Source organism: Gammaproteobacteria bacterium, assembly GCA_013003425.1.
In the GTDB taxonomy this organism is placed as follows: domain Bacteria; phylum Pseudomonadota; class Gammaproteobacteria; order Steroidobacterales; family JABDKV01; genus JABDJB01.
In genome coordinates, this window is sequence record JABDJB010000067.1 from 1 (window position 1) to 18696 (window position 18696).

Consider the following 18696-nt stretch of genomic DNA (forward strand, 5'->3'; position numbering starts at 1 on the left):
AGCACTGCCGCATAGCGGTAATTCAGCAGCCGCCGGTTTTTCTCAATCTCAACGCCAGTGTCGAGCGTGCCTGCGCACTGATTCACGAAGCGTCCGGGCAGGATGCCGATTTCATCGTGTTTCCCGAAACCTGGCTGCCCGGTTACCCGGTGTGGCTCGACATCGCGCCCGGCGCCAGCCTGTGGGACCACCCGCCGGCAAAATCACTGTTTCGCCTGATGCAGGAAAACAGCCCGGCCATAGACGATGCGGCCGTGGTCGCGTTGCGTTCCGCCGCGGTGGAGGCGGGCGCCTATGTCGTGATGGGTATGCAGGAGCGCGATGGTGGCACCTTGTACAACACGATTGTCTATATAGAGCCCGACAAGGGTGCGGTGAGTATTCATCGCAAGCTGATGCCGACCTATACCGAGCGACTGGTATGGGGCCGCGGTGACGGCAGCACGTTGACGGTAGTCGACACCCCCGTCGGTACGCTGGGCGGGCTGATCTGCTGGGAACACTGGATGCCGCTGGCGCGCGCCGCCATGCATGCCAGAGGCGAGACCGTGCACATCGCGCAATGGCCTTGGGTGAAAGACATGCACCAGGTGGCGTGCCGCCACTACGCGTTTGAAGGGACCTGCTTTGTGGTCGCAGCCGGCGGCATCCTGTCGCGAGGCGAATTGCTCGAAGGGGCAGCGTCGGCAGGGGTCAGTGCCGAGGCAGCCGGACTGCTGGAAGAGATTCCCGGCGACGACGCCAGCCTGTTGCTGGAAGGGGGTAGTGCGGTGATTGGCCCCGACGGACAGTATGTACTGGAGCCGTCATACGGTACCCGGACCACGTTGATTGCCGATATCAAACCGGGCGCCGTGGCCGAGGCGCGGCTGGCGCTCGATACCGATGGCCACTACTCGCGGCCCGACGTTTTCGAGTTGTCCGTCGACACCCGCGCCCGTCGTAACGTCAAATTCACCTGAATCGGTGCGGCTGTGGGAGCGGCTTCAGCCGCGACTGCCTGCGACCATGTCTCGTGGGAGCGGCTTCAGCCGCGACTACTTGCGACAGGTTCCTGTGGGAGCGGCTTCCAGCCGCGACAACTAGCGACAAGCTCTCGTGGGAGCGGCTTCCAGCCGCGACGACTTGCGACAGGTTCCTGTGAGAGCGGCTTCCAGCCGCGACTGCCCGCGCGGTTCGACTACATGTTCAGGCAGCGGGCCATAGCCAGGCGAAGGTGCCGGCTGTCAGCGAGCCATAGATTAATGCGTCCAGCAGAAAACGTCCGGCATTCGACCACGGGTGGCCGTACCAGATGCTGTAAGGCAGGTGAGCAAAGCCGTGAGTAAGGAACGCGACAGTACCGACAAAGCGGAAAACCTCCATGTACTGGGCGCCAGGCACCAGGGCCAGCTTTGCGCAGTAGGCAATTGCTGTTGAGGCCAGCACGAAGTAGACAAACTGCAGCGGCAGCATAACGCCCATGTTTGGCATGCCGTTTGGCATCACTGTGAGCATTGCCACCGGACCGTCGGCGAATTTTTTCTGCATGGCCTCGTCGTTCATTGCCGACATGTCCTTGCAGTGCGGCATCGTGTAGATGCCGGTGGCTGGCGAGCCGTTGCGTATAGCCGAGCTCACTTCGTCTTCGTTGGGTAATTCCTTGTAATCGGCGTTGTGATACTTCAGCACCATGTGGATGAGGCTGCTGGCAACAAACATCAGCACAGCCGACAGCAGTATCGGCAGCCATAGTTGTGTTAATGCGATCATGATTTTTCCCCTTGGTTACTTGACCGTCTTTAGCTCTTCAATCAGATGATCTGCGCTATAAACTTTCTTTAGCGCCTCGAGCATGATGGCCGTGTTTACACCCACCGTGCGGTTGATGTTGTCATCGAACCAGTAGTTTCCGGCAATCGAATGAATATTGCCGTCAAAGGCAAGCCCTACCAGGGTGCCATCGGCAGCGACTATCGGGCTACCGGAATTGCCACCGGTGATATCGGTGGTGGCAACAAAGTTGAATGGCGTGGCCGGGTCGAGGCTGCTTTGTGCATCTACCCATGACTGCGGCAGTTTGAACGGCCGCTCACCGGTTGCGCGCTCGTACAGTCGGGCAGTGCGTGTTAATGGATCAACCATTTCGCCTTTTTCTTTCCAGCCCTCGACGGCGCCGTAAGTGACGCGCAGCGTGAAGGTGGCATCCGGGTAGGTGTCTTTGCCGTACACGGCAAAACGCGCGTCGGCAATCATCTCTTCGCCGCGACTACGGGGCGCCTCCACCTCGTCCTCGTAACGCTTGCGCAGTTTGCGCGCTGCCGGGTCGACGCTCAGGGCAAGCTGTATCAACGGGTCATCGCTGGCGGCGAGTGCTGCAAAATCACCTTCCCACAGCTGCTTGCGGTAGGACGCATCGTCCAGCCGTGTGCCGTTGATAAGTTCAGCGGCCAGGGATTTTGGCGACTGCCGGTCCAGCACCAGTTTCACGTACGGACTGTCCGGGCCGAGCCACTCGACCAGTTTTTCCAGTGAAAAAGTCAGACGCAGCTTCTCGTACTCCTTGTCGACCGGCGTTGCGGCGAACAGCCACTGCTCGAGCTGCGGCAGCGCGGCTTCGGTGTAGTCGCGGATGCGGTCTTCGTTGGGTTTCGCACGCTCGGCGGTGCCGCGCACGATAGCCTGTGCGTAGTTGTAAAGATCGCTGTAGAAGGCTGCCGCGTCCTCAATAAACAAGTGCTCGTAGTAGAAATTACGATAGGTTTCCATTGCCTGGTCGATAAGTTTCCAGCCTTCGCCGTACTTGTTGCGCAGCTTGCGCTTGCGCATGACAGTTTTTTTAAGTGCCGCTTCTTCGGCCGCCTTCATCGCCATCATTTCGTCGTTTTGCAGCGCCTTGAGCTGGTTGCGCCGTACCTTGATGCCGTTTTCCAGGCTGAGGATTCGCTGCTGGACCGTGCGTGCCGCCTCAGGGCTGGTGTCCTGCCATGCCAGCATGCGGCCGCGCATTTCCGAATAGCGGTACAGCCACAGCGGATAGCTGATGTCGCGCAGGAAACGCAGCTGCGACATGGTCAACGAGCGATCAGTGGAGCCGGGGTGACCGGTGACAAAGACCGGGTCGCCAGGGGCCGGGCCACCCTGTTTCCAGCGCAGGAAATTCGGCGTGCTGGCAGGCTGGCCGTCTTCATAGACACGCAGGAACGACATGTCGAGGCACCAGCGCGGAAAATTGAAGTTATCCGGGTCGCCACCAAACGCCGCTATGTCGAGCTCGGGTGCAAACACCAGGCGCACATCGTTATAGCGCTTGTACTGGTAAATGAAATATTGCCCGCCGTTGTACAACGTAACGGCCTCGCAGTTGAGCTTTCCGCCTGACGCGTCTTCGCATTCCGATTCCAGCCTGGTCAGCGCCGCCTTGCGGGCCTTGTTGGCTTCGGCATCGCTCATGCCGCGTGTTGCCGCGGCAATCTTGTCGGTGACGTCATCAAAATCCTGCAGCACAGAGATCTGCTGGCCCGGACATACCAGCTCGTCGGCGCGACTGCCGGCATTGAAACCTTCATCGGACAGGTTGCGCTCGGCGGTGCTCAGGTTGCGCACGCAGCTCCAAATGCAGTGATTGTTTGTCAGTACCAGGCCGTCGTCCGAGGCGAATGACCCGGTGCAGCCGTTTTCCAGCCGCGTCGTTGCAAGCTGGGCGGCACGCAGCCAATCAGCGTCGACATCCACCCCGTACTTCTTCGTAACGGTCCCGGCCGGGAAATTATCAATCGTCCACATGCCCTCATCGGCAGCTGCGATCGACGGCAGGCACAGGGCAAACAAGGCAATGGCTGGCGCAAGTTTCATCGGCATTCTCTGGCTGGTCGGAAAGTTGCACATTCTATCCCAGTTCGCTGGTCTGGCGGGCCGGGATCAGGGCGCTGCACTGCGCCATATCAACACTGCAGGTTAAGGACCGCCCGATTTACGCCCATCAGCAATGTCGCCGTCCGGAGAGCGAGCCAGAACCAGATACCAGATCAGCCCAGGCAGCTTGTGACGATCCGGTTGGCGGCCTGTTTCTTCTGCATGACGTCGATGTAAAGGGCCGCCATTGCGCGGCCGCGGGCGAGATTGTGTTCACCGCAGGTAGCGTAAGTTTCGGCATCCCAGCCAAAGTAGCACTCGCGCAGCGCATCGGTAAGAAATCGGGCTGACAACTCCAGGCAGATGCGCGCCAGTCCGCTGACCAGTGCGTTCTTCTCGGCATCTGTCAGCCACTCGGGCGCTGCGCCGGCATAGCCGCTCATTACCGCCTCGAGAATGCCAAGATCCAGTCTGGCGGCAAGCTGGTCCTCGGTGCGCGGGTTGCACCACGAGCGCAGCGCATCGCCCATTTCCAGTGGCCAGGCCATGCGATTGACGGTATCGAGGTCTACCAGACAGATGGCATGCCAGTCATTGTCGAAAAGCACGTTGGAAACTTTTAGATCGCCATGGCAATGGCGCAGCGGCAGCTTGTCGATATCGGTAAACCGTTCAGTGGTTTGCAGTACGTTTTCTGCCAGCGGCGCAACTTCAGCGTGCAGCCGGTGATCGCTATGCGATTTGAGTGTTGCACGCAGTTTTTCCAGGTGCGCCGGCGTGTCGTGAACGTGCCCGCGGCTATAGCGATATTCATAGTCGAAATCGCTCAGCGCGGTGTGATACTGCGCTGCCATACGGCCGGCTTCACTGGCCATCTTTTTGCCGCTGATAGCGTGCGCCGTCTGTCCGCGGATGTAATCGAGCAGGCGCCAAACGCCGTCCGCCGCTTCGCACGACAGGGCTTCGTCATCACAGCGAATCAGCTTTGGTGTAACCAGGCCCTTCGTCTGCAGGTGTCGGGTAACGGCGTCGATATCGCGATTCACGGTGCTTTCAAACACCGGGTGCAGCCGCTGCAGGATGTAGCGTTGCTTGCCCGTATCGAGCAGGTAAGTGCGGTTGATCAGGCCCGACTCGATGGGTGTCACGGTGGCACCGTCGAGCCGGTGCCAGCGGCGCAGTACCTGCGCTGGGATTTGCGCTGCACTCACGGGGTTGCCGCCGCGCTCCCGGTGTACTGGCGAATATGGTCGCGGGTGCCTACGTAATAAAGCCCTTCCTGCAGCCCCCAGTCGGCCGGGTCGGGGTAGGGCGCTTCGTTATGATCGGCGGTCTCGCACGCCCTGATTAATTGTTCATAGCGATCGATATCGAGGCGGGTGCGCTGTGCCAGGTGATCAGCCGGGTCGAGTCTGCCGGCCAGCTGCGCAGCACGATCGGTTACCAGGCCGGTGCCGAAGGCAGCACCGCAGCCGCTGCCGTAGGAAAACAGGCTGATGCGCTGGCCGCCGGACGGGTGCGCCTTGCGCAGGTAGTCCATCAGTGCCAGGAACAGCGAGCCGGTGTAGATATTGCCGACAATGCTGTTGAGATAAAGCCACGGCGCCACCTGGCGTTCGTACGATTCGCGGATACGCGCTATTTGTTGCGTGTCTTCCCGGGCGACGCTGGTGCCCCACTCAGTTTCGCAGTGCCTGTGATGTGCCTTGCGCGCCATCTTTGTAAACGGGACGTGGTAGAAGCAGGCGTCTGTTTTTTCGAGCCGCAACGGCTCCCAGGAGCCGGCATTTTCGCAGGCATCGCGCCAGGCACCGGTAAACGCGTCGAGGTAGCAATCGATCGAGTAGTGACCGTCGGCAAACGCATACTTGGAATACAGCGGGCGCCAGAAATCCATCACCTGGCGCGTGTAGTCGCCAAACGAACTCGGATCGAGTTCGAGCAGACGCGGATTTTCGCTGACCACCATAGCCACCGCGCCGGCCCCCTGGGTTGGTTCGCCGGCGGTGTTCAGTCCGTAGCGGGCGATATCGGAAGCGACAATCAACGCTTTGCGGCCGCGTGCCCGTCCGGCGCTGATCCAGTCCATCGCGGAAGTGAGACCCGCCATGGCGCCATAGCAGGCGTGCTTGGTCTCAAAAGTACGACAGTTCGGCGCCAGCCCGAGCTTGTCGTGCACATACACTGCAACGGGCTTGCTGTGATCGACCCCCGTCTCGGTGCCGACGATCAGCGTGCCGATCTCGCCCGGGTCGATGTCGAAATTCGCCAGCGCCCGGTGCGCCGCGACGGTTGCCATGGTCACCGTGTCCTCGCAGGGCGTGGCGACAGCCATCTGCCGCTGGCCCAGGCCGAGTATGTACTTGTCGGGGTCCACTCCGCGTGCTTCGGCAAGGTCGGCCATCTCCAGGTAGCACTGGGTGCCGTGAAAGGCCATCGCGTCGATGCCGGTAACCCTGGGGCTCATCTGCAGGCTCTCATATTCGTAAAATTCAGCGGCGCCTAGAGTACCCGTTCTGGCGCCCGGACACTATGCTCAGGCAATGAGTGGAAGTGGCTTGACAGGGCTTTTACGCGACGCGCTGCGTGGCACCGACGAGGATCATACGCGCGGGCTGGTCCGGCGCAGCATCATCCTGCTGGCGGTGCCGATGATGCTGGAGATGGCAATGGAAGCCGTGTTTGCCGTCACCGACATATTTTTTGTGGCAAAACTCGGCTCTGCGGCAGTTGCCGCCGTCGGCATGACCGAGGCCGTGCTGACGCTGGTTTATGCCGTTGCGATTGGTCTTTCGGCGGCCACGACGGCCATGGTGGCGCGACGCATAGGCGAAGGCGATGAGCATGGCGCAGCGATTGCCTCGGCGCAGGCGTTGTGGATCGGTGCATTTGTCTCGGGCGTAATCGGCATTGTCGGCGTTACCCTGGCAGAACAGATTCTCGCCTGGCTGGGAGCGGACGATGAAGTAATAAAAAGCGCCAGCTATACAAAGATCCTGTTAGGTGGTTCAGCCAGCATCACGTACATATTCCTGATCAACGCGATTTTTCGCGGTGCCGGCGATGCCAGTATCGCGATGCGCTCGCTGATGCTGGCTAATGGCATCAATATTGTGCTCGATCCGCTACTTATTTTTGGTATTGGTCCGTTTCCCGAGCTTGGCGTTACGGGCGCCGCCGTAGCAACCACCACCGGGCGCAGCATCGGCGTGCTCTACCAGCTGTTGTTGCTGGGCGGTGGCAACCAGCGCGTTACGCTGCGCTGGCGTGACCTGGGGATTGTGCCGCAGGTGATGCGCAGGTTACTGGTGCTGTCGGCCAATGGCATTCTGCAGTTCTTCTTTGCCACTTCGGCCTGGATCGTGCTGATGGCCCTGGTTGCCCGCTCCGGAACTGCTGCGGTAGCCGGCTATACCATTGCCATGCGCATTGTCGAGTTTGTCATTCTGCCTGCATGGGGTCTGGGTAACGCAGCAGCCACTCTGGTCGGCCAGTCGCTGGGTGCGGGCAAACCCAGCCGGGCAAAACTCGCAGTAGGCATCACGGCGCGTTACAACTTTTATTTCATGGCGTCTATCGGCGTCGTGTTCATAATCATTCCGCATTTGTTTGTTCGTATATTCACTGACGAACCGCTGGTTATCGAATACGGTGCCGCGTGTCTGCGTTTTCTCGCTTACGGTTATGGTTTTTATGCCCTGGGCATGGTGATGGTGCAGGCACTGAACGGTGCCGGAGACACCTTCACGCCAATGCTGATAAACCTGGTGTGTTTCTGGCTGATCCAGCTGCCTCTGGCCTGGTACCTGGCTGAAACAGCCGGTTTTGGCGCGCGCGGTGCATTTGCTGCAATTACGATTGCAGAATCACTGATTGCCTTGCTGGCGTGGTGGGCGTTTCGCGCGGGGCGCTGGCAGCGGCTGCAGGTTTAGGCGAATCCGACGGGGTTCCAGGCGTCCATCATGCGGCGTCGAGCCGATTCCAGCCGGTCGCCCATCAGCGTGGCGAAGCGCTTCAGCAACTGATAGCCGAAGGCCGGGTCTTTCTCTGCAATTTCAAGCAGCCGTGTTCCGTCAAACTCGACCACGGTCGAGTCAACATCGGCGCGTGCCTGGAAGTGCCAGCGATACGGCGGGATCATCCACGACCATCCGAGAATGCGGCCTTTGCCCAGTTCCTGCAGTTGCAGCGTAGGGCCGGAAATCGCCGGGGTCTCCACGATCACCTTGCCCTCGATGATCATATAAAAGGTGTTGGCCGGCTGGCCCTGGGTAAAGATATTCTGGCCCGCCGGTATTGCACGCTCGTCAGAGAACTCTGCCAGCGTGTGTATGTGCTGCGGGTCAAGGTCCGCAAACAGCGCGTGGCCGGAAATCAGTTTCTTGGTCGCTTCGCTCACAGAGTCTCTCCAATCGGATGCCGCAATCGGCGGGCGGCAGCAGATTCTAGCCGTCGTCACTGCGGAACCCAAGCCGGGAATGCCCGCCCGTTGCTGTGAAAGTACGTAAATGCCGGCCAGTGCTGGTATTCTTGTGTCTTCCCAATGATAGACAAAAACGACAAAACAGCCCGCATCGTTCCGTTGCGCAGTGCAGCGCAGCCCCGCGACGCGCTCGGCCGGCCACTGCACGACCTGCGTATTTCCGTCATGGACCGCTGCAATTTTCGCTGTCCCTACTGCATGCCGGAGGACAAGTACCATCCGCGGTTCAAATTTCTCGATCGCAGCGAGCGGCTGACGTTCGATGAGATCAGCCGGCTGACCCGACTGTTTGTGCAGCTCGGTGCGCGCAAGCTGCGAATTACCGGTGGCGAACCGCTACTGCGTACGGGGCTGGCCGACCTCGTCGCAGACCTGTCGCAGATCGACGAAGTTAACGACATAGCAATGACTACCAACGGCGTGCTGCTGGCAGCGCGCGCGGCCGGGCTGGCCGGTGCTGGTTTGTCGCGCGTTACCGTCAGTCTCGATGCGCTCGACGAAGATGTATTTGCCCGCATGAGCGGCGGTCGTGGCGGCGTGGCTCGTGTGCTCGATGGTATCGATGCTGCTCTCGAGGCGGGCCTGACACCGGTAAAGGTCAATGCCGTGGTCGAGCGAGGCGTCAACGATCATTGTGTTATCGACATGGTGGAGCGATTTCGTGGCACCGGGGTTATCGTGCGCTTTATTGAATACATGGATGTCGGCAACATCAATCACTGGCGGCGCAGCGACATGGTGCCATCCGCCGAACTGTTGGAGCAGGTCTCTGCTCGCTGGCCGCTGACCGCCGTAAGTCCTGGCTATCACGGCGAAGTGGCCAGCCGCTATCGGTTCGATGACGGGGCGGGTGAAATCGGTTTTATTTCTTCAGTTACGGCACCATTTTGCGGTGCGTGCACGCGGGCCAGATTGTCGTCTGACGGGCGTCTGTACACCTGCCTTTTTGCGGGTACCGGCCTGGATTTGCGTACACCACTGCGCGACGGCGCAGGCGACGACGAGCTGGTTGCGCTGGTTACCGGCGCCTGGCAGCGCCGCCGTGACCGGTACAGCGAGCAGCGCGCAGAACTGCGCACCGATGCGGAGCAGAAAAAAGTGGAGATGTATTACATCGGTGGCTGACAAGTTATCGCATATAGACGAAGCCGGGCGCCCAACGATGGTGGATGTCAGCGGCAAAGACGCCACCCGCCGCACTGCCGTTGCGGAGTGTCGTGTTGTACTGCCGGCAGCCGCGGCTGCGGCCCTGCGTGACAGCGGCGCGCGAACGCGCAAAGGGCCGGTGTTCGACACTGCCGTGGTGGCGGGTGTAATGGCGGTCAAGCGCACTCATGAGCTGATACCGTTCTGCCACCCAATGACGATTGACGATTGTCGTATTCATATTGACCTGGAGGGCGACGAGGTCGTCATCCTGTGCCAGGTATCGGTAGAGCATCGCACCGGGGTGGAAATGGAAGCGCTGACCGGTGCCAGCGTTGCTGCGCTGACGATCTACGATATGTGCAAAGCACTGTCGCACGAAATCAGCATCGGCCCGACGCGCCTGCTGATGAAGCGTGGTGGGAAGAGTGACTACAACGCACTGGCTGGCGACGATGAGTGAGACACTCTTTGGCCTTGTGCTCGCCGGCGGCGACAGTACCCGCATGCAGCGCGACAAGGCATTGCTCGCTTATCATGACCAGCCGCAGCTGAGCTGGGCGTACCAGTTGATCGCGCCGTTTTGCGAAGAAACTTTTATCTCGGTACGCAATCGCCAGCATGATGAAGTGCGTGATTCGCTGCCGCGAATCGAGGATGAACTGTCCGATTCCGGCCCGGCCGCGGGTCTGCTGGCTGCCGCGGCAAGTGCCCCCGAACAGGCATGGCTGGTCGTTGCCTGTGACCTGCCTTTTTTGAATGAGAAAACGCTCGATCACCTGGTGAAGCATCGCGACCCCGAATCCATGGCTACTGCTTTTCGCAGCGTGAATAATCGATTGCCCGAGCCGCTGTGCGCGATCTGGGAACCGGCTGGTCTTCAGCTGCTGCGCGAACAGGTCGAAGGCGGGTTGCTGTGTCCGCGCAAGGCGCTGGTCCGCGCTGATACGAGGCTACTGGATCCGGTATCAGCCACCGCGCTGGACAATATCAACACGCCTGACGAGCACAAGGATGCTGCCAGGATCATTGACTCACGCTGATGCGAATCACGGTTGACTATTTCGCGATACTGCGCGAGCAGGCCGGACGCGACCGTGAGGTGATCGAAACCGCAGTCGCAACGCCGCGGCAGCTGTACGCCGAGCTTGTCGACCGCTACGGATTCGAGCTGCCGGCGGCACGTCTGCGGGTGGCGATAAACGATACCTTTGCCGACTGGTCGCAGGCGCTGGCTGACGGCGACCGGCTGGTATTTATTCCCCCGGTAGCGGGTGGCTGATGTCTTTCAGTTTGTATAAAGAGCCCTTTGATACAGCTGCACTGAGGGGCGCGCTGGCCGATGGGGGCTGCGGCGGCTACGCCAGCTTCGAGGGCTGGGTGCGTGATCACAATGAAGGCCAGCAGGTTTTGCGGCTGGAGTACGAGGCCTATGCGCCGCTGGCGCTGACCGAGGGTGAGCGGGTACTTGCCGAGGCGCTGGATAAATTCGAAATATCCGGTGCCGGGTGCGCACACCGGACTGGTAACCTGGGCATCGGTGAACTGGCGGTGTGGGTCGGTGTGTGTGCGCCGCATCGCGACGCGGCGTTTCGCGGCTGTCGTTACATTATCGACGAGATCAAACAGCGCCTGCCGGTCTGGAAAAAAGAATATTACGCTGACGGCAGCGCCGAGTGGGTCAACTGCGCCGGCGATTAATTGTCTAATTGGCGTAATTGGGGTCAGACCGAGATTGTTTGCCACAATTGACTGGCAAGGTCCCGCAAATTGCTTTTTATCAAGGCAATTGTGGCAAACAATCTCGGTCTGACCCCTGTACGAAGCGAAAACTGAGGTTGATACGTGCTTCGGTCACGCGCCGTTGCTTTGGTACCCGATGTTGCCAGTGTCGTTGCGTGTCGCCGCGCATCACCACCAGGTCGCCCGACTGCAGCTCGAGCCGCTGCACAGCGATACCGCTTTCGCGATAGTCGCGGTGGCGCAGGTCGAAAAACCTTGTGGCTCCGAGGCTCAATGATGCGATGACCGGCTGCATGCCCAGCTCACGTTCATCGTCACGGTGCCAACCCATGTAGTCATTGCCGTCACTGTACAAATTGATCAATACGCTGTTGAAAGCCGCACCGGCGGCCTGTTCGACCGCTTGCCGGATACGGCTGACCACCTGCGTCCACGGTGCAGCGGCCAGCCGCAATCCGGAATAGCCATACTCGACGCCGGTATCGGCCATCCAGGCAGTCATTCGCGGCTGTTTTACCAGCCGGCCGAACATCTTTATCGGGTCGCTGTGCCAGCTGATTCCCGCATCATTCCTGACTGCTGCAAACAGTTCTCGTGCCTGCTCTGCGGAATATAGAGTCGGGACATAGTCTATTTTTGCGCCTGCCAGTGCTATGTGTCTGGCAGAGCGTGGAAACAGGTCAGGTTGTTGCGCAGCGGCGGGCATGTTGGGGCCTGGTTTGCTAGCGTGTCCTGCAAATGAACTGCCGGGGAATCGGTATGGACATTCCACTTGGTCGCATCGTCTGGTACCAGCTCAATGCGACGGATATGGATGCCGCAGTTGAATTCTACTGTGCTATCAACGGATGGAAAAGCGCGGAATGGCCGGCGAGTGACGACCCCTACGTACTGTTGTCGACTGACAGCGGTACTGTTGGTGGCGTAATGGCAATACCGGCTGAAGCGCAGGCGGGCGGCGCGCCACAGCATTGGCTGATGTACATTGCGACTCCTGATGTCGAGCGTTCGGCAGCCCAGGCTGTCGATAACGGTGCGAGCGTTTACGTTCCACCTGCCGATCTGCCGGATGTTGGTCGTTTTGCCGTCCTGGCCGACCCGCAGGGAGCTGCATTCGCCCTTTACGCGCCAACCGAACCGCCGCAGGACAAGCCGTTCGCGCCCGGGCTCGGCGACGTGTCGTGGCATGAGCTGGTGACTACCAACTACGCCGCAGCAATGAACTTCTATGGTGAGCAGTTTGGCTGGGTGATGACCGAGGCCATGGATATGGGCGATATGGGCGCCTACCAGATGTTTGGTCGCCACGGCGTTTCACTGGGCGGAATGTACAACAAGACGCCGGATATGCCGGCGCCGCCGCGCTGGTTGCTGTACTTCAAGGTTCGTGATGTGCAGGCGAGCGCGCAACAGGTTGCAGGGCTTGGTGGCAAGGTGCTGAACGGACCGATGGAGGTCCCGGGGGGAGATTTCATCGTCCAGTGCCTCGATCCGCAGGGTGGTGCTTTCGCACTGCACTCAGCGCGGCCTGCCGCCTAGCAGCGAAGCGGCAAGAACCTGTCTTTTTTGCATGCTGCGCGACTGCAGCGCTAGTCTGTGCCCTATGGATATCCACGCCGGCACCAGCGGCTACAGCTACAAGGAATGGCTGGGCGTGTTCTACCCGGACAAGCTGGCCGCAGCGAAAATGCTCGGTTTTTATGCCGGGCAGCTGCCGGCAGTCGAGATCAACAATACGTTTTATCGAATGCCAAAACCCAATGTACTGGAGAACTGGCGCGCACAGGTGCCTGAATCCTTCCGTTTTGCCATCAAGGCATCGCGGCGCATCACGCATAACAAGAAACTGGCAGACGCCGATGGCGAGGTAGAGTTTCTCACCGGCAACCTGGAGTCGCTTGGCGACACGTTTGGTGCGCTGCTGTTTCAACTACCCCCGTTTCTGCGCAAGGGCGCCGAGCGGCTGCAAAAGTTTATAGACATCCTGCCTGATGGGCTGCCTGCCGCATTCGAATTTCGGCATGCCTCATGGTTTGATGATGAGATCGGCGACATGCTGGCAGAACGCAATTTTGCGTGGGTCATATCGGAAAATGCCGATGGCGAAACTCCGGAGCGGATTTCCACTGCAGACTGGGGCTACCTGCGCCTGCGTCGCGAGGATTACGACTCAGCCATGTTGCGCGGCTGGCACGATCGAATAGCTGGCCAGGACTGGTCACGCGTTTTTGTTTTCTTCAAGCATGAGGATGACGGTGCCGGTCCCGCGCTGGCGCGGCGTTTTCTCGATCTCGAACAGGGGTAACTTCAGCCGCGACAGCGTGCAATGGGCTTGCGGGAGCGGTTCTGTGGGAGCGGTTCTGTGGGAGCGGCTTCCAGCCGCGATTACTTGCGACAGGGGTTTACGGCGGTCCTGCAAGACTGTATTCACCGGCGCCTCCGACAAGTCGGCGCCGGCAAACACCGTCTTCTTTCCCGCCGCACTCATACCGTCCTGAAGTGTTAGCTGCGGTATCTGGCTGGTGCTGTGTGGCAACCAACGTCACGGCTGGTGGTGGGTAGCAGGGTAAAAGGTGTCGAACCGGCAAGGCCGGTTCGACGATCTTTTATTGCTGCAATTCCTGTAGTCGTGCCAGTGCGGCAACGAGGTCGGGCCGGGTGTCGATAATCTCGATCATCGGTTCGGTCCTGAGCCGTTGCAGCCGCCGTTTGGCGTTCATGATGTGATACTTCGAGTTATCGTGCGCTGTCCTGACTTCATTCCAGCGCAGCGGCATCGAGACCGGCGCGCCCGGCCGGGGCCTGACGCTGAAAGGCGAAACGAGCGTGCGGCCGTGGCCATTCTGGACGAAATCGACATATACCTTCCCGCCGCGTTTGGCAGGATTGCGCGTCACCGTTGCAATATCGGGAAGCTGCCGCGTGATCAGTATTGCTATCAGCTCGGCCAGCGACTTCGATTGCTCGTAAGTACATTGACCACCGAGCGGGATCAGCACATGCAGGCCGGTCGAGCCGCTGGTTTTTGCAAATGTCGGCAGCCCGATCTGGTCGCAAAGTTTCTTTATCGCCCTGGCAATCCTGACGACATCGGCAAACGGGGCTTCCTTGGGATCCAGATCGAGAATGGACCAGTCCGGCTTTTCCAGCGTCGCGACGCGGCTTGACCAGATATGCAGCGGGATCGTGCCCATGTTGATGACATACAGCAACGTCTCCAGGTCGTCGATGACGAAGTAATTCAGCTCGCGCTGAGCGTGTTCGCTCCACATGACCTCGCGGCGAATCCAGTCAGGCACGAACGTCGGTGCATCTTTCTGGAAAAAAGACTTGCCCTCGATACCATCGGGATAACGCGTCAGTACCACCGGGCGGTCAGCGAGATACGGCAGCAGCCACGGTGCTATGTCACGGTAGTAACCGATGAGGTCACCCTTCGTATAGCCCTCTTCAGGCCAGAAGATCTTGTCGAGGTTGCTCAGCGGGACCTCGCGGTCAGGTGAATCACCGCCAGGGTTCGGTGCCGGCGGGTCGGCGTCACGCAGCAGGCAGTCCGCCGGCTTCTTGTCATCGCGCAGGCGCTCGAATACCGGCTGGCGCAGCTGGCGGTCGGCTGTGATCTCCTTGAAGCGCACTTCGGCCACCAGCTCAGGCGTCACGTAGTGATAGCCGGCTGTGTCCGGCGCATCGGCTGGCGGCGTGGCTGCCGGCAGGCTGCGCAACAATTCGCCCAGTTGCTCCAGCTGTTCGTGGTTAAACCCGGTTCCGACCCGCCCCATGTAGTGAAAACCGCTGCCGTCCGACTGTGCCAGTAACAGCGCGCCGAAACCCTTGTTGCCGCGCTTCGGGTCGGTGAATCCGGCTACCGCGAAATCATCGTGGCGGGCGGCCACAATCTTGACCCAGTCGGCCGAGCGTCGCCCGGCATACTTCGAGTCGGCCTTCTTGGCAACCACGCCTTCCAGGCCGAGCTCGCGCATCTGTTCGTACATTGCCTCGCCCTGTTCGGCAATGTGATCGGAGTATTTCAGCGGCCCGACGCTGGGCAGCAGTTCGCGCAGCAGTTCCTTGCGCGTGCTCAGCGGCAGCTGGCGCAGGTCGTAACCGTCAAACGCCAGCAGGTCGAACACATACAGCGAGGCAGGCAGACGCACCGAAGCGCGTGCGACATCGTGGCGGTTGCTCAGCCGGCCGCGTTTTTGCAGCAGGGAAAAGGAAGGCAGGCCCTTCTCATCATGCACGACAACTTCGCCATCCATGATGAAATTGTCGTAGGGCAGGGCGGCGATCACATCGGCTATTTCAGGAAAGGTAGCGGTCAAATCATTGCCATTACGCGAAAGCAGAGTTGCCTCGTCCTGCTCGTGCGCCACGATCAGTCGGTAACCGTCGTATTTGATTTCGAACAGCCAGCCCTTGCGGGTAAATGGCTCCGCCGTCTCGGCGAGCATTGGTTTTATCTGCCTGGATTCGAGTTTTTTCCTGGGAGCCTTGAATTTCCTGAGTTTCTCTTTTACGGCGGTCTCGACGCTGTCGCCGCCAGCCACCTGCTCCACGGTGCGGCCGGACAGAATCGAATCCTGCGGGTAGCCCGCCGTGCCTGCGTCAGACACGTATCCGTCAAGTTCCTTTATCAGCAGCCAGTCCTTGGCACCCTTGCGGGTTTTTATCAGCGCCCACTTGCCACGCAGCTTGTAGCCGTGCAGCTCGAAAGCGAGCTTGCCCTTTTTCAGTTCGGTTTCCGGATCGCCGTCGGGCCGCCACTCGCCGCGATCCCATACGATCACCGCACCGGCGCCGTAGTTGCCGGCCGGAATGTTGCCCTCGAAGCCGGCATATTCCATCGGGTGGTCCTCGGTCAGGACGGCGAAGCGCTTGTCGGCGGGATCGGGCGACGGCCCCTTGGGTACCGCCCAGCTGCGCAGGGTGCCGTCAATCTCCAGGCGGAAGTCGTAATGATTGGCGCGAGCCGCATGATGTTGCACCACAAACAGCCCGCCGCCCCCAGATGTAGTGCCGCCGAACGGCTCCGGAGTTGAGTCGGCTTTTCGCTTTTGGCGATAAGCCTCTAATTTATCTGTATTTCTTGCGGGCATAGCTGGCTGCCTATAGTATACGTGCCTATGCGCGCTATATCTTCAGCAACTATTTCATTTGGCCTGGTCTCCATCCCGGTCAAGCTGTACTCGGCCTACGACAGTGGCAGCCAGGTGCGCTTCAACCAGATCGACAAGCGCGACGGTGCGCGCGTAAAGCAGCAGCTGATTTCCTCGAAGTCAGGCGAGCCGGTCCCGCGCGAGGAGATCGTCAAGGGCTACGAGTTTGCCAAGGGCCAATATGTGCTGTTCACGAAGGAAGAGCTGAAGGCCATTGAAAGCGTGTCGACGCACACCATCGATATCGTGGAGTTCGTCAAGGCCGAGGACGTGGCCCGCAAATATCTCGACAGGGTTTATTTCCTCGGCGCCGAGAAGGGCGGGGCACGCGCATACAAGTTACTGGCCGAGGGGCTGCGCAAGACCGGGCGCGCGGCGATAGCCAAGTATTCTTCACGCGGCAAGGAACACCTGGTCATGCTGCGGCCCGAAGAGGATGGCCTTGCCATGGAGCAGCTGCACTATCATGACGAGTTGCGCAGTATCGCGGACGTGCCGATGGATGATGCACAGGTCAAAAAAGAAGAGCTGCAGCTTGCACTGCAGCTGATCGACCAGGCTGCCAGCGACAACTTCGACGCGACAAAATACAAGGACGAAGTGCGCGGCCGCGTCATGGAGATGATCGACCGCAAGGTCGAGGGTGAAGATATAAGCGTTGCGCCAACAGAGCAGGCCGAGACCAAGATCATCGATATCATGGAAGCGCTGAAGGCCAGCCTGGCCGACGGCAAAAAACCCGCAAAGCGCGCTGCGGCAAAGAAAACGGCCCGAAAAAAGACCAGCCGCAAGAAATCCTCCTGAAAGATTCCCGCGACTTGGCCGCAGCCGCCGGCCAGTTGGTATCCTGTAGGGGATGAAAGGCTATTCCACCCGTGAGGTTGCCGAGCTGCTGCACATGCCCGAGGGGCGCGTGCGTTCTTTCGCGCGTGCCGGCATCCTGCAACCGGATCGTGGACGACGCAGCGAATACCGCTTCAGTTTCCAGGACATAGTTCTGCTACGCGCCGCCAAGGCGCTGGACGATGCCCGGGTGCCGTCGAAAAAGGTGTGGAAGGCGCTGCGGTCCCTGCAGGAGCAGCTGCCGGCAGGCCGCTCGCTGGCGACGGTGCGTATCAGCGCGGCCGGCGACGATGTGGTGGTGCGCGATTCCAGTCATGCATGGGAGCCTTACACCGGCCAGGCTGTGATGGAATTTGATGTGGCTGACCTGGCCCAGGAAGCCGAGCCCATGGTGCGCCATGCTGCACGCGAGGCACGCGATAACGCTGAGCCAAAAGACGATGCCGATGACTGGTACCAGATGGGTGTCGATCTGGAGACAGTCGGCGCATTCGGCCGTGCCGCGGATGCCTACAGCCGGGCGCTGCAAATCGACGCCAGCCACGCAGAGGCAATGATCAACCTCGGACGCCTGCAGCACGATAAAGGGGAGCTGCCGGAGGCGGAAAAGCTGTATCGCAGCGTGTTGCAGTCAGATCCGAAAAATGTGCTCGCCTTGTTCAACCTTGGAGTTGTGCTGGATGACCAGGGGCTGGGTCAACAGGCACGGGAAGCGTATGAACAGGCGCTCGAGGTGGAGCCTGATTTTGCAGACGCGCATTTCAACCTGGCCCGGCTGCACGAGCGCGATGGCCATTCCGCTCATGCCCTGCGGCACCTCGCCCGTTACCGGGCTCTGAAAAAACAGGGCACGCAATAGCTTAACGCCCGGCGCGTGATAAAATTCCGCCATCACACCACCGGGAGCGCGTGATGAATGGTTACATCGTCGCCCTGATAGGCCTGCCCGGGGCCGGCAAGTCGACTGTGGCCCGCTCGTTGTTGCAGCGGTTCGACCTGAACGAAGTCAATCGTGACAACATTCGCGCCGCCATGTTTCCCGATTGCGATTACAGCGATCAGGAAAAGTTGGCTGCCGAGGACGCGGTAATGTCGGCGGTGCAGGCCAACTGCGCGTCAGGCAGGAATTCCATTGTCGATGGTATGACTTTTTCCAATCGTGCTTCTCTCGACCGCCTGCGGCGTTGTGGTGAGCAATACGGTTTTCGCACGATGCCGGTCTGGCTGGATTGCCCGGTTCCTGTGGCAAGACGCCGGGTAACCGGTGACCGGCAACATCCCGCCACTGATCGCAGTGCGGAGTTGGTCAGCAAGGTTGCCGAGCGGTTTCAGCAGCCACCCGATGACGCTATCCGGCTAGATGCCACGCAGCCAATTTCGGCGGTCTGTGCGGCCACCGCAGAAGCGCTGCGGGCATCTGCAATTCCCGACCGTACGCACTGACCTGTTTCGCCGTTCAGGTAAAGGCGGCAGGCCTTGTTTATAATGCAG

The 18696-nt window shown here is 60.1% G+C and carries 19 protein-coding genes; 12 read left to right on the forward strand and 7 right to left on the reverse strand.

The window, feature by feature from the left end:
- On the forward strand, positions 1-962 hold a 962-nt coding region (locus tag HKN06_09580; protein ID NNF61562.1), incomplete at its 5' end, for a carbon-nitrogen hydrolase family protein.
- Between the two features lie 226 nt (positions 963-1188).
- Here the strand turns inward: HKN06_09580 and HKN06_09585 are convergent.
- From HKN06_09585 to HKN06_09600, 4 genes are all read right to left on the reverse strand, one after another.
- Positions 1189-1752: a hypothetical protein gene (locus tag HKN06_09585; protein ID NNF61563.1), complete on the reverse strand. Its 564-nt coding sequence runs from the start codon at positions 1750-1752 to the stop codon at positions 1189-1191.
- 15 nt (positions 1753-1767) lie between these two features.
- A complete protein-coding gene (locus HKN06_09590) occupies positions 1768-3834 on the reverse strand; it encodes a S46 family peptidase (protein NNF61564.1) in 2067 nt (688 codons plus the stop codon).
- A gap of 173 nt (positions 3835-4007) precedes the next feature.
- Positions 4008-5045: an aminoglycoside phosphotransferase family protein gene (locus HKN06_09595; protein ID NNF61565.1), complete on the reverse strand. Its 1038-nt coding sequence runs from the start codon at positions 5043-5045 to the stop codon at positions 4008-4010.
- Complete coding sequence (locus tag HKN06_09600) at positions 5042-6301, reverse strand: hydroxymethylglutaryl-CoA synthase family protein (GenBank protein NNF61566.1); 1260 nt, start codon at positions 6299-6301, stop codon at positions 5042-5044. The genes HKN06_09595 and HKN06_09600 overlap by 4 nt, the downstream gene beginning before the upstream one ends.
- Before the next feature lie 76 nt (positions 6302-6377).
- Between HKN06_09600 and HKN06_09605 the strand changes: the two genes are divergently transcribed.
- Positions 6378-7766 carry an MATE family efflux transporter gene (locus HKN06_09605; protein NNF61567.1) on the forward strand — a complete coding sequence of 463 codons (1389 nt, stop codon included), beginning with the start codon at positions 6378-6380 and terminating at the stop codon, positions 7764-7766.
- Here the strand turns inward: HKN06_09605 and HKN06_09610 are convergent.
- The gene (locus HKN06_09610) at positions 7763-8233 is read right to left on the reverse strand and encodes a cyclic nucleotide-binding domain-containing protein (GenBank protein NNF61568.1); all 471 of its coding nucleotides are present in this window, start codon (positions 8231-8233) and stop codon (positions 7763-7765) included. The two genes, HKN06_09605 and HKN06_09610, sit on opposite strands and share 4 nt — an antisense overlap.
- A 144-nt stretch (positions 8234-8377) precedes the next feature.
- Here HKN06_09610 and moaA point away from each other — a divergent pair, with 144 nt between their 5' ends.
- Genes moaA through HKN06_09635 form a run of 5 tightly spaced genes read left to right on the forward strand, consistent with a single transcriptional unit; the run spans position 8378 to position 11164 of the window.
- Positions 8378-9442, forward strand: a complete 1065-nt coding sequence (gene moaA, locus HKN06_09615) for a GTP 3',8-cyclase MoaA (protein NNF61569.1) — start codon at positions 8378-8380, stop codon at positions 9440-9442.
- On the forward strand, positions 9399-9926 hold the full coding sequence (moaC, locus tag HKN06_09620) for a cyclic pyranopterin monophosphate synthase MoaC (GenBank protein ID NNF61570.1): 528 nt from the start codon (positions 9399-9401) through the stop codon (positions 9924-9926). Before moaA ends, moaC begins: the two co-directional genes overlap by 44 nt.
- Positions 9919-10506 carry an NTP transferase domain-containing protein gene (locus tag HKN06_09625; protein NNF61571.1) on the forward strand — a complete coding sequence of 196 codons (588 nt, stop codon included), beginning with the start codon at positions 9919-9921 and terminating at the stop codon, positions 10504-10506. The genes moaC and HKN06_09625 overlap by 8 nt, the downstream gene beginning before the upstream one ends.
- Positions 10503-10745 carry a MoaD/ThiS family protein gene (locus HKN06_09630; protein NNF61572.1) on the forward strand — a complete coding sequence of 81 codons (243 nt, stop codon included), beginning with the start codon at positions 10503-10505 and terminating at the stop codon, positions 10743-10745. The genes HKN06_09625 and HKN06_09630 overlap by 4 nt, the downstream gene beginning before the upstream one ends.
- Positions 10745-11164, forward strand: a complete 420-nt coding sequence (locus HKN06_09635; GenBank protein NNF61573.1) for a molybdenum cofactor biosynthesis protein MoaE — start codon at positions 10745-10747, stop codon at positions 11162-11164. Before HKN06_09630 ends, HKN06_09635 begins: the two co-directional genes overlap by 1 nt.
- Positions 11165-11243: 79 nt before the next feature.
- Here the strand turns inward: HKN06_09635 and HKN06_09640 are convergent, their stop codons facing one another.
- Positions 11244-11912 carry an alpha-ketoglutarate-dependent dioxygenase AlkB gene (locus HKN06_09640; GenBank protein NNF61574.1) on the reverse strand — a complete coding sequence of 223 codons (669 nt, stop codon included), beginning with the start codon at positions 11910-11912 and terminating at the stop codon, positions 11244-11246.
- 53 nt (positions 11913-11965) lie between these two features.
- Between HKN06_09640 and HKN06_09645 the strand changes: the two genes are divergently transcribed.
- Positions 11966-12745, forward strand: coding sequence for a VOC family protein (locus HKN06_09645; GenBank protein ID NNF61575.1), 780 nt, complete (start codon positions 11966-11968; stop codon positions 12743-12745).
- 64 nt (positions 12746-12809) lie between these two features.
- On the forward strand, positions 12810-13511 hold the full coding sequence (locus HKN06_09650) for a DUF72 domain-containing protein (protein NNF61576.1): 702 nt from the start codon (positions 12810-12812) through the stop codon (positions 13509-13511).
- 301 nt (positions 13512-13812) lie between these two features.
- On the opposite strand, the gene ligD is transcribed toward HKN06_09650, so the two are convergent.
- The gene (gene ligD / locus HKN06_09655; protein ID NNF61577.1) at positions 13813-16302 is read right to left on the reverse strand and encodes a DNA ligase D; all 2490 of its coding nucleotides are present in this window, start codon (positions 16300-16302) and stop codon (positions 13813-13815) included.
- 27 nt (positions 16303-16329) lie between these two features.
- Between ligD and HKN06_09660 the strand changes: the two genes are divergently transcribed.
- The 3 genes from HKN06_09660 to HKN06_09670 are packed head-to-tail and all read left to right on the forward strand — an operon-like array spanning position 16330 to position 18648.
- On the forward strand, positions 16330-17166 hold the full coding sequence (locus HKN06_09660; protein NNF61578.1) for a Ku protein: 837 nt from the start codon (positions 16330-16332) through the stop codon (positions 17164-17166).
- 52 nt (positions 17167-17218) lie between these two features.
- The gene (locus HKN06_09665) at positions 17219-18064 is read left to right on the forward strand and encodes a tetratricopeptide repeat protein (protein ID NNF61579.1); all 846 of its coding nucleotides are present in this window, start codon (positions 17219-17221) and stop codon (positions 18062-18064) included.
- 53 nt (positions 18065-18117) lie between these two features.
- On the forward strand, positions 18118-18648 hold the full coding sequence (locus HKN06_09670) for an ATP-binding protein (GenBank protein NNF61580.1): 531 nt from the start codon (positions 18118-18120) through the stop codon (positions 18646-18648).
- Positions 18649-18696 lie beyond the last annotated feature (48 nt).

Bases quoted from the DNA above. Each gene is read 5' to 3' on its own strand.
- HKN06_09585 (NNF61563.1), bottom strand. From the start codon at position 1,752: ATGATCGCATTAACACAACTATGGCTGCCGATACTGCTGTCGGCTGTG.
- HKN06_09635 (NNF61573.1), top strand. From the start codon at position 10,745: ATGTCTTTCAGTTTGTATAAAGAGCCCTTTGATACAGCTGCACTGAGG.
- HKN06_09650 (NNF61576.1), top strand. From the start codon at position 12,810: ATGGATATCCACGCCGGCACCAGCGGCTACAGCTACAAGGAATGGCTG.
- moaC (NNF61570.1), top strand. From the start codon at position 9,399: ATGCGGAGCAGAAAAAAGTGGAGATGTATTACATCGGTGGCTGACAAG.
- HKN06_09625 (NNF61571.1), top strand. From the start codon at position 9,919: ATGAGTGAGACACTCTTTGGCCTTGTGCTCGCCGGCGGCGACAGTACC.
- HKN06_09670 (NNF61580.1), top strand. From the start codon at position 18,118: ATGAATGGTTACATCGTCGCCCTGATAGGCCTGCCCGGGGCCGGCAAG.
- HKN06_09660 (NNF61578.1), top strand. From the start codon at position 16,330: ATGCGCGCTATATCTTCAGCAACTATTTCATTTGGCCTGGTCTCCATC.
- HKN06_09600 (NNF61566.1), bottom strand. From the start codon at position 6,301: ATGAGCCCCAGGGTTACCGGCATCGACGCGATGGCCTTTCACGGCACC.
- moaA (NNF61569.1), top strand. From the start codon at position 8,378: ATGATAGACAAAAACGACAAAACAGCCCGCATCGTTCCGTTGCGCAGT.
- HKN06_09645 (NNF61575.1), top strand. From the start codon at position 11,966: ATGGACATTCCACTTGGTCGCATCGTCTGGTACCAGCTCAATGCGACG.
- HKN06_09640 (NNF61574.1), bottom strand. From the start codon at position 11,912: ATGCCCGCCGCTGCGCAACAACCTGACCTGTTTCCACGCTCTGCCAGA.
- ligD (NNF61577.1), bottom strand. From the start codon at position 16,302: ATGCCCGCAAGAAATACAGATAAATTAGAGGCTTATCGCCAAAAGCGA.
- HKN06_09665 (NNF61579.1), top strand. From the start codon at position 17,219: ATGAAAGGCTATTCCACCCGTGAGGTTGCCGAGCTGCTGCACATGCCC.
- HKN06_09590 (NNF61564.1), bottom strand. From the start codon at position 3,834: ATGAAACTTGCGCCAGCCATTGCCTTGTTTGCCCTGTGCCTGCCGTCG.
- HKN06_09605 (NNF61567.1), top strand. From the start codon at position 6,378: ATGAGTGGAAGTGGCTTGACAGGGCTTTTACGCGACGCGCTGCGTGGC.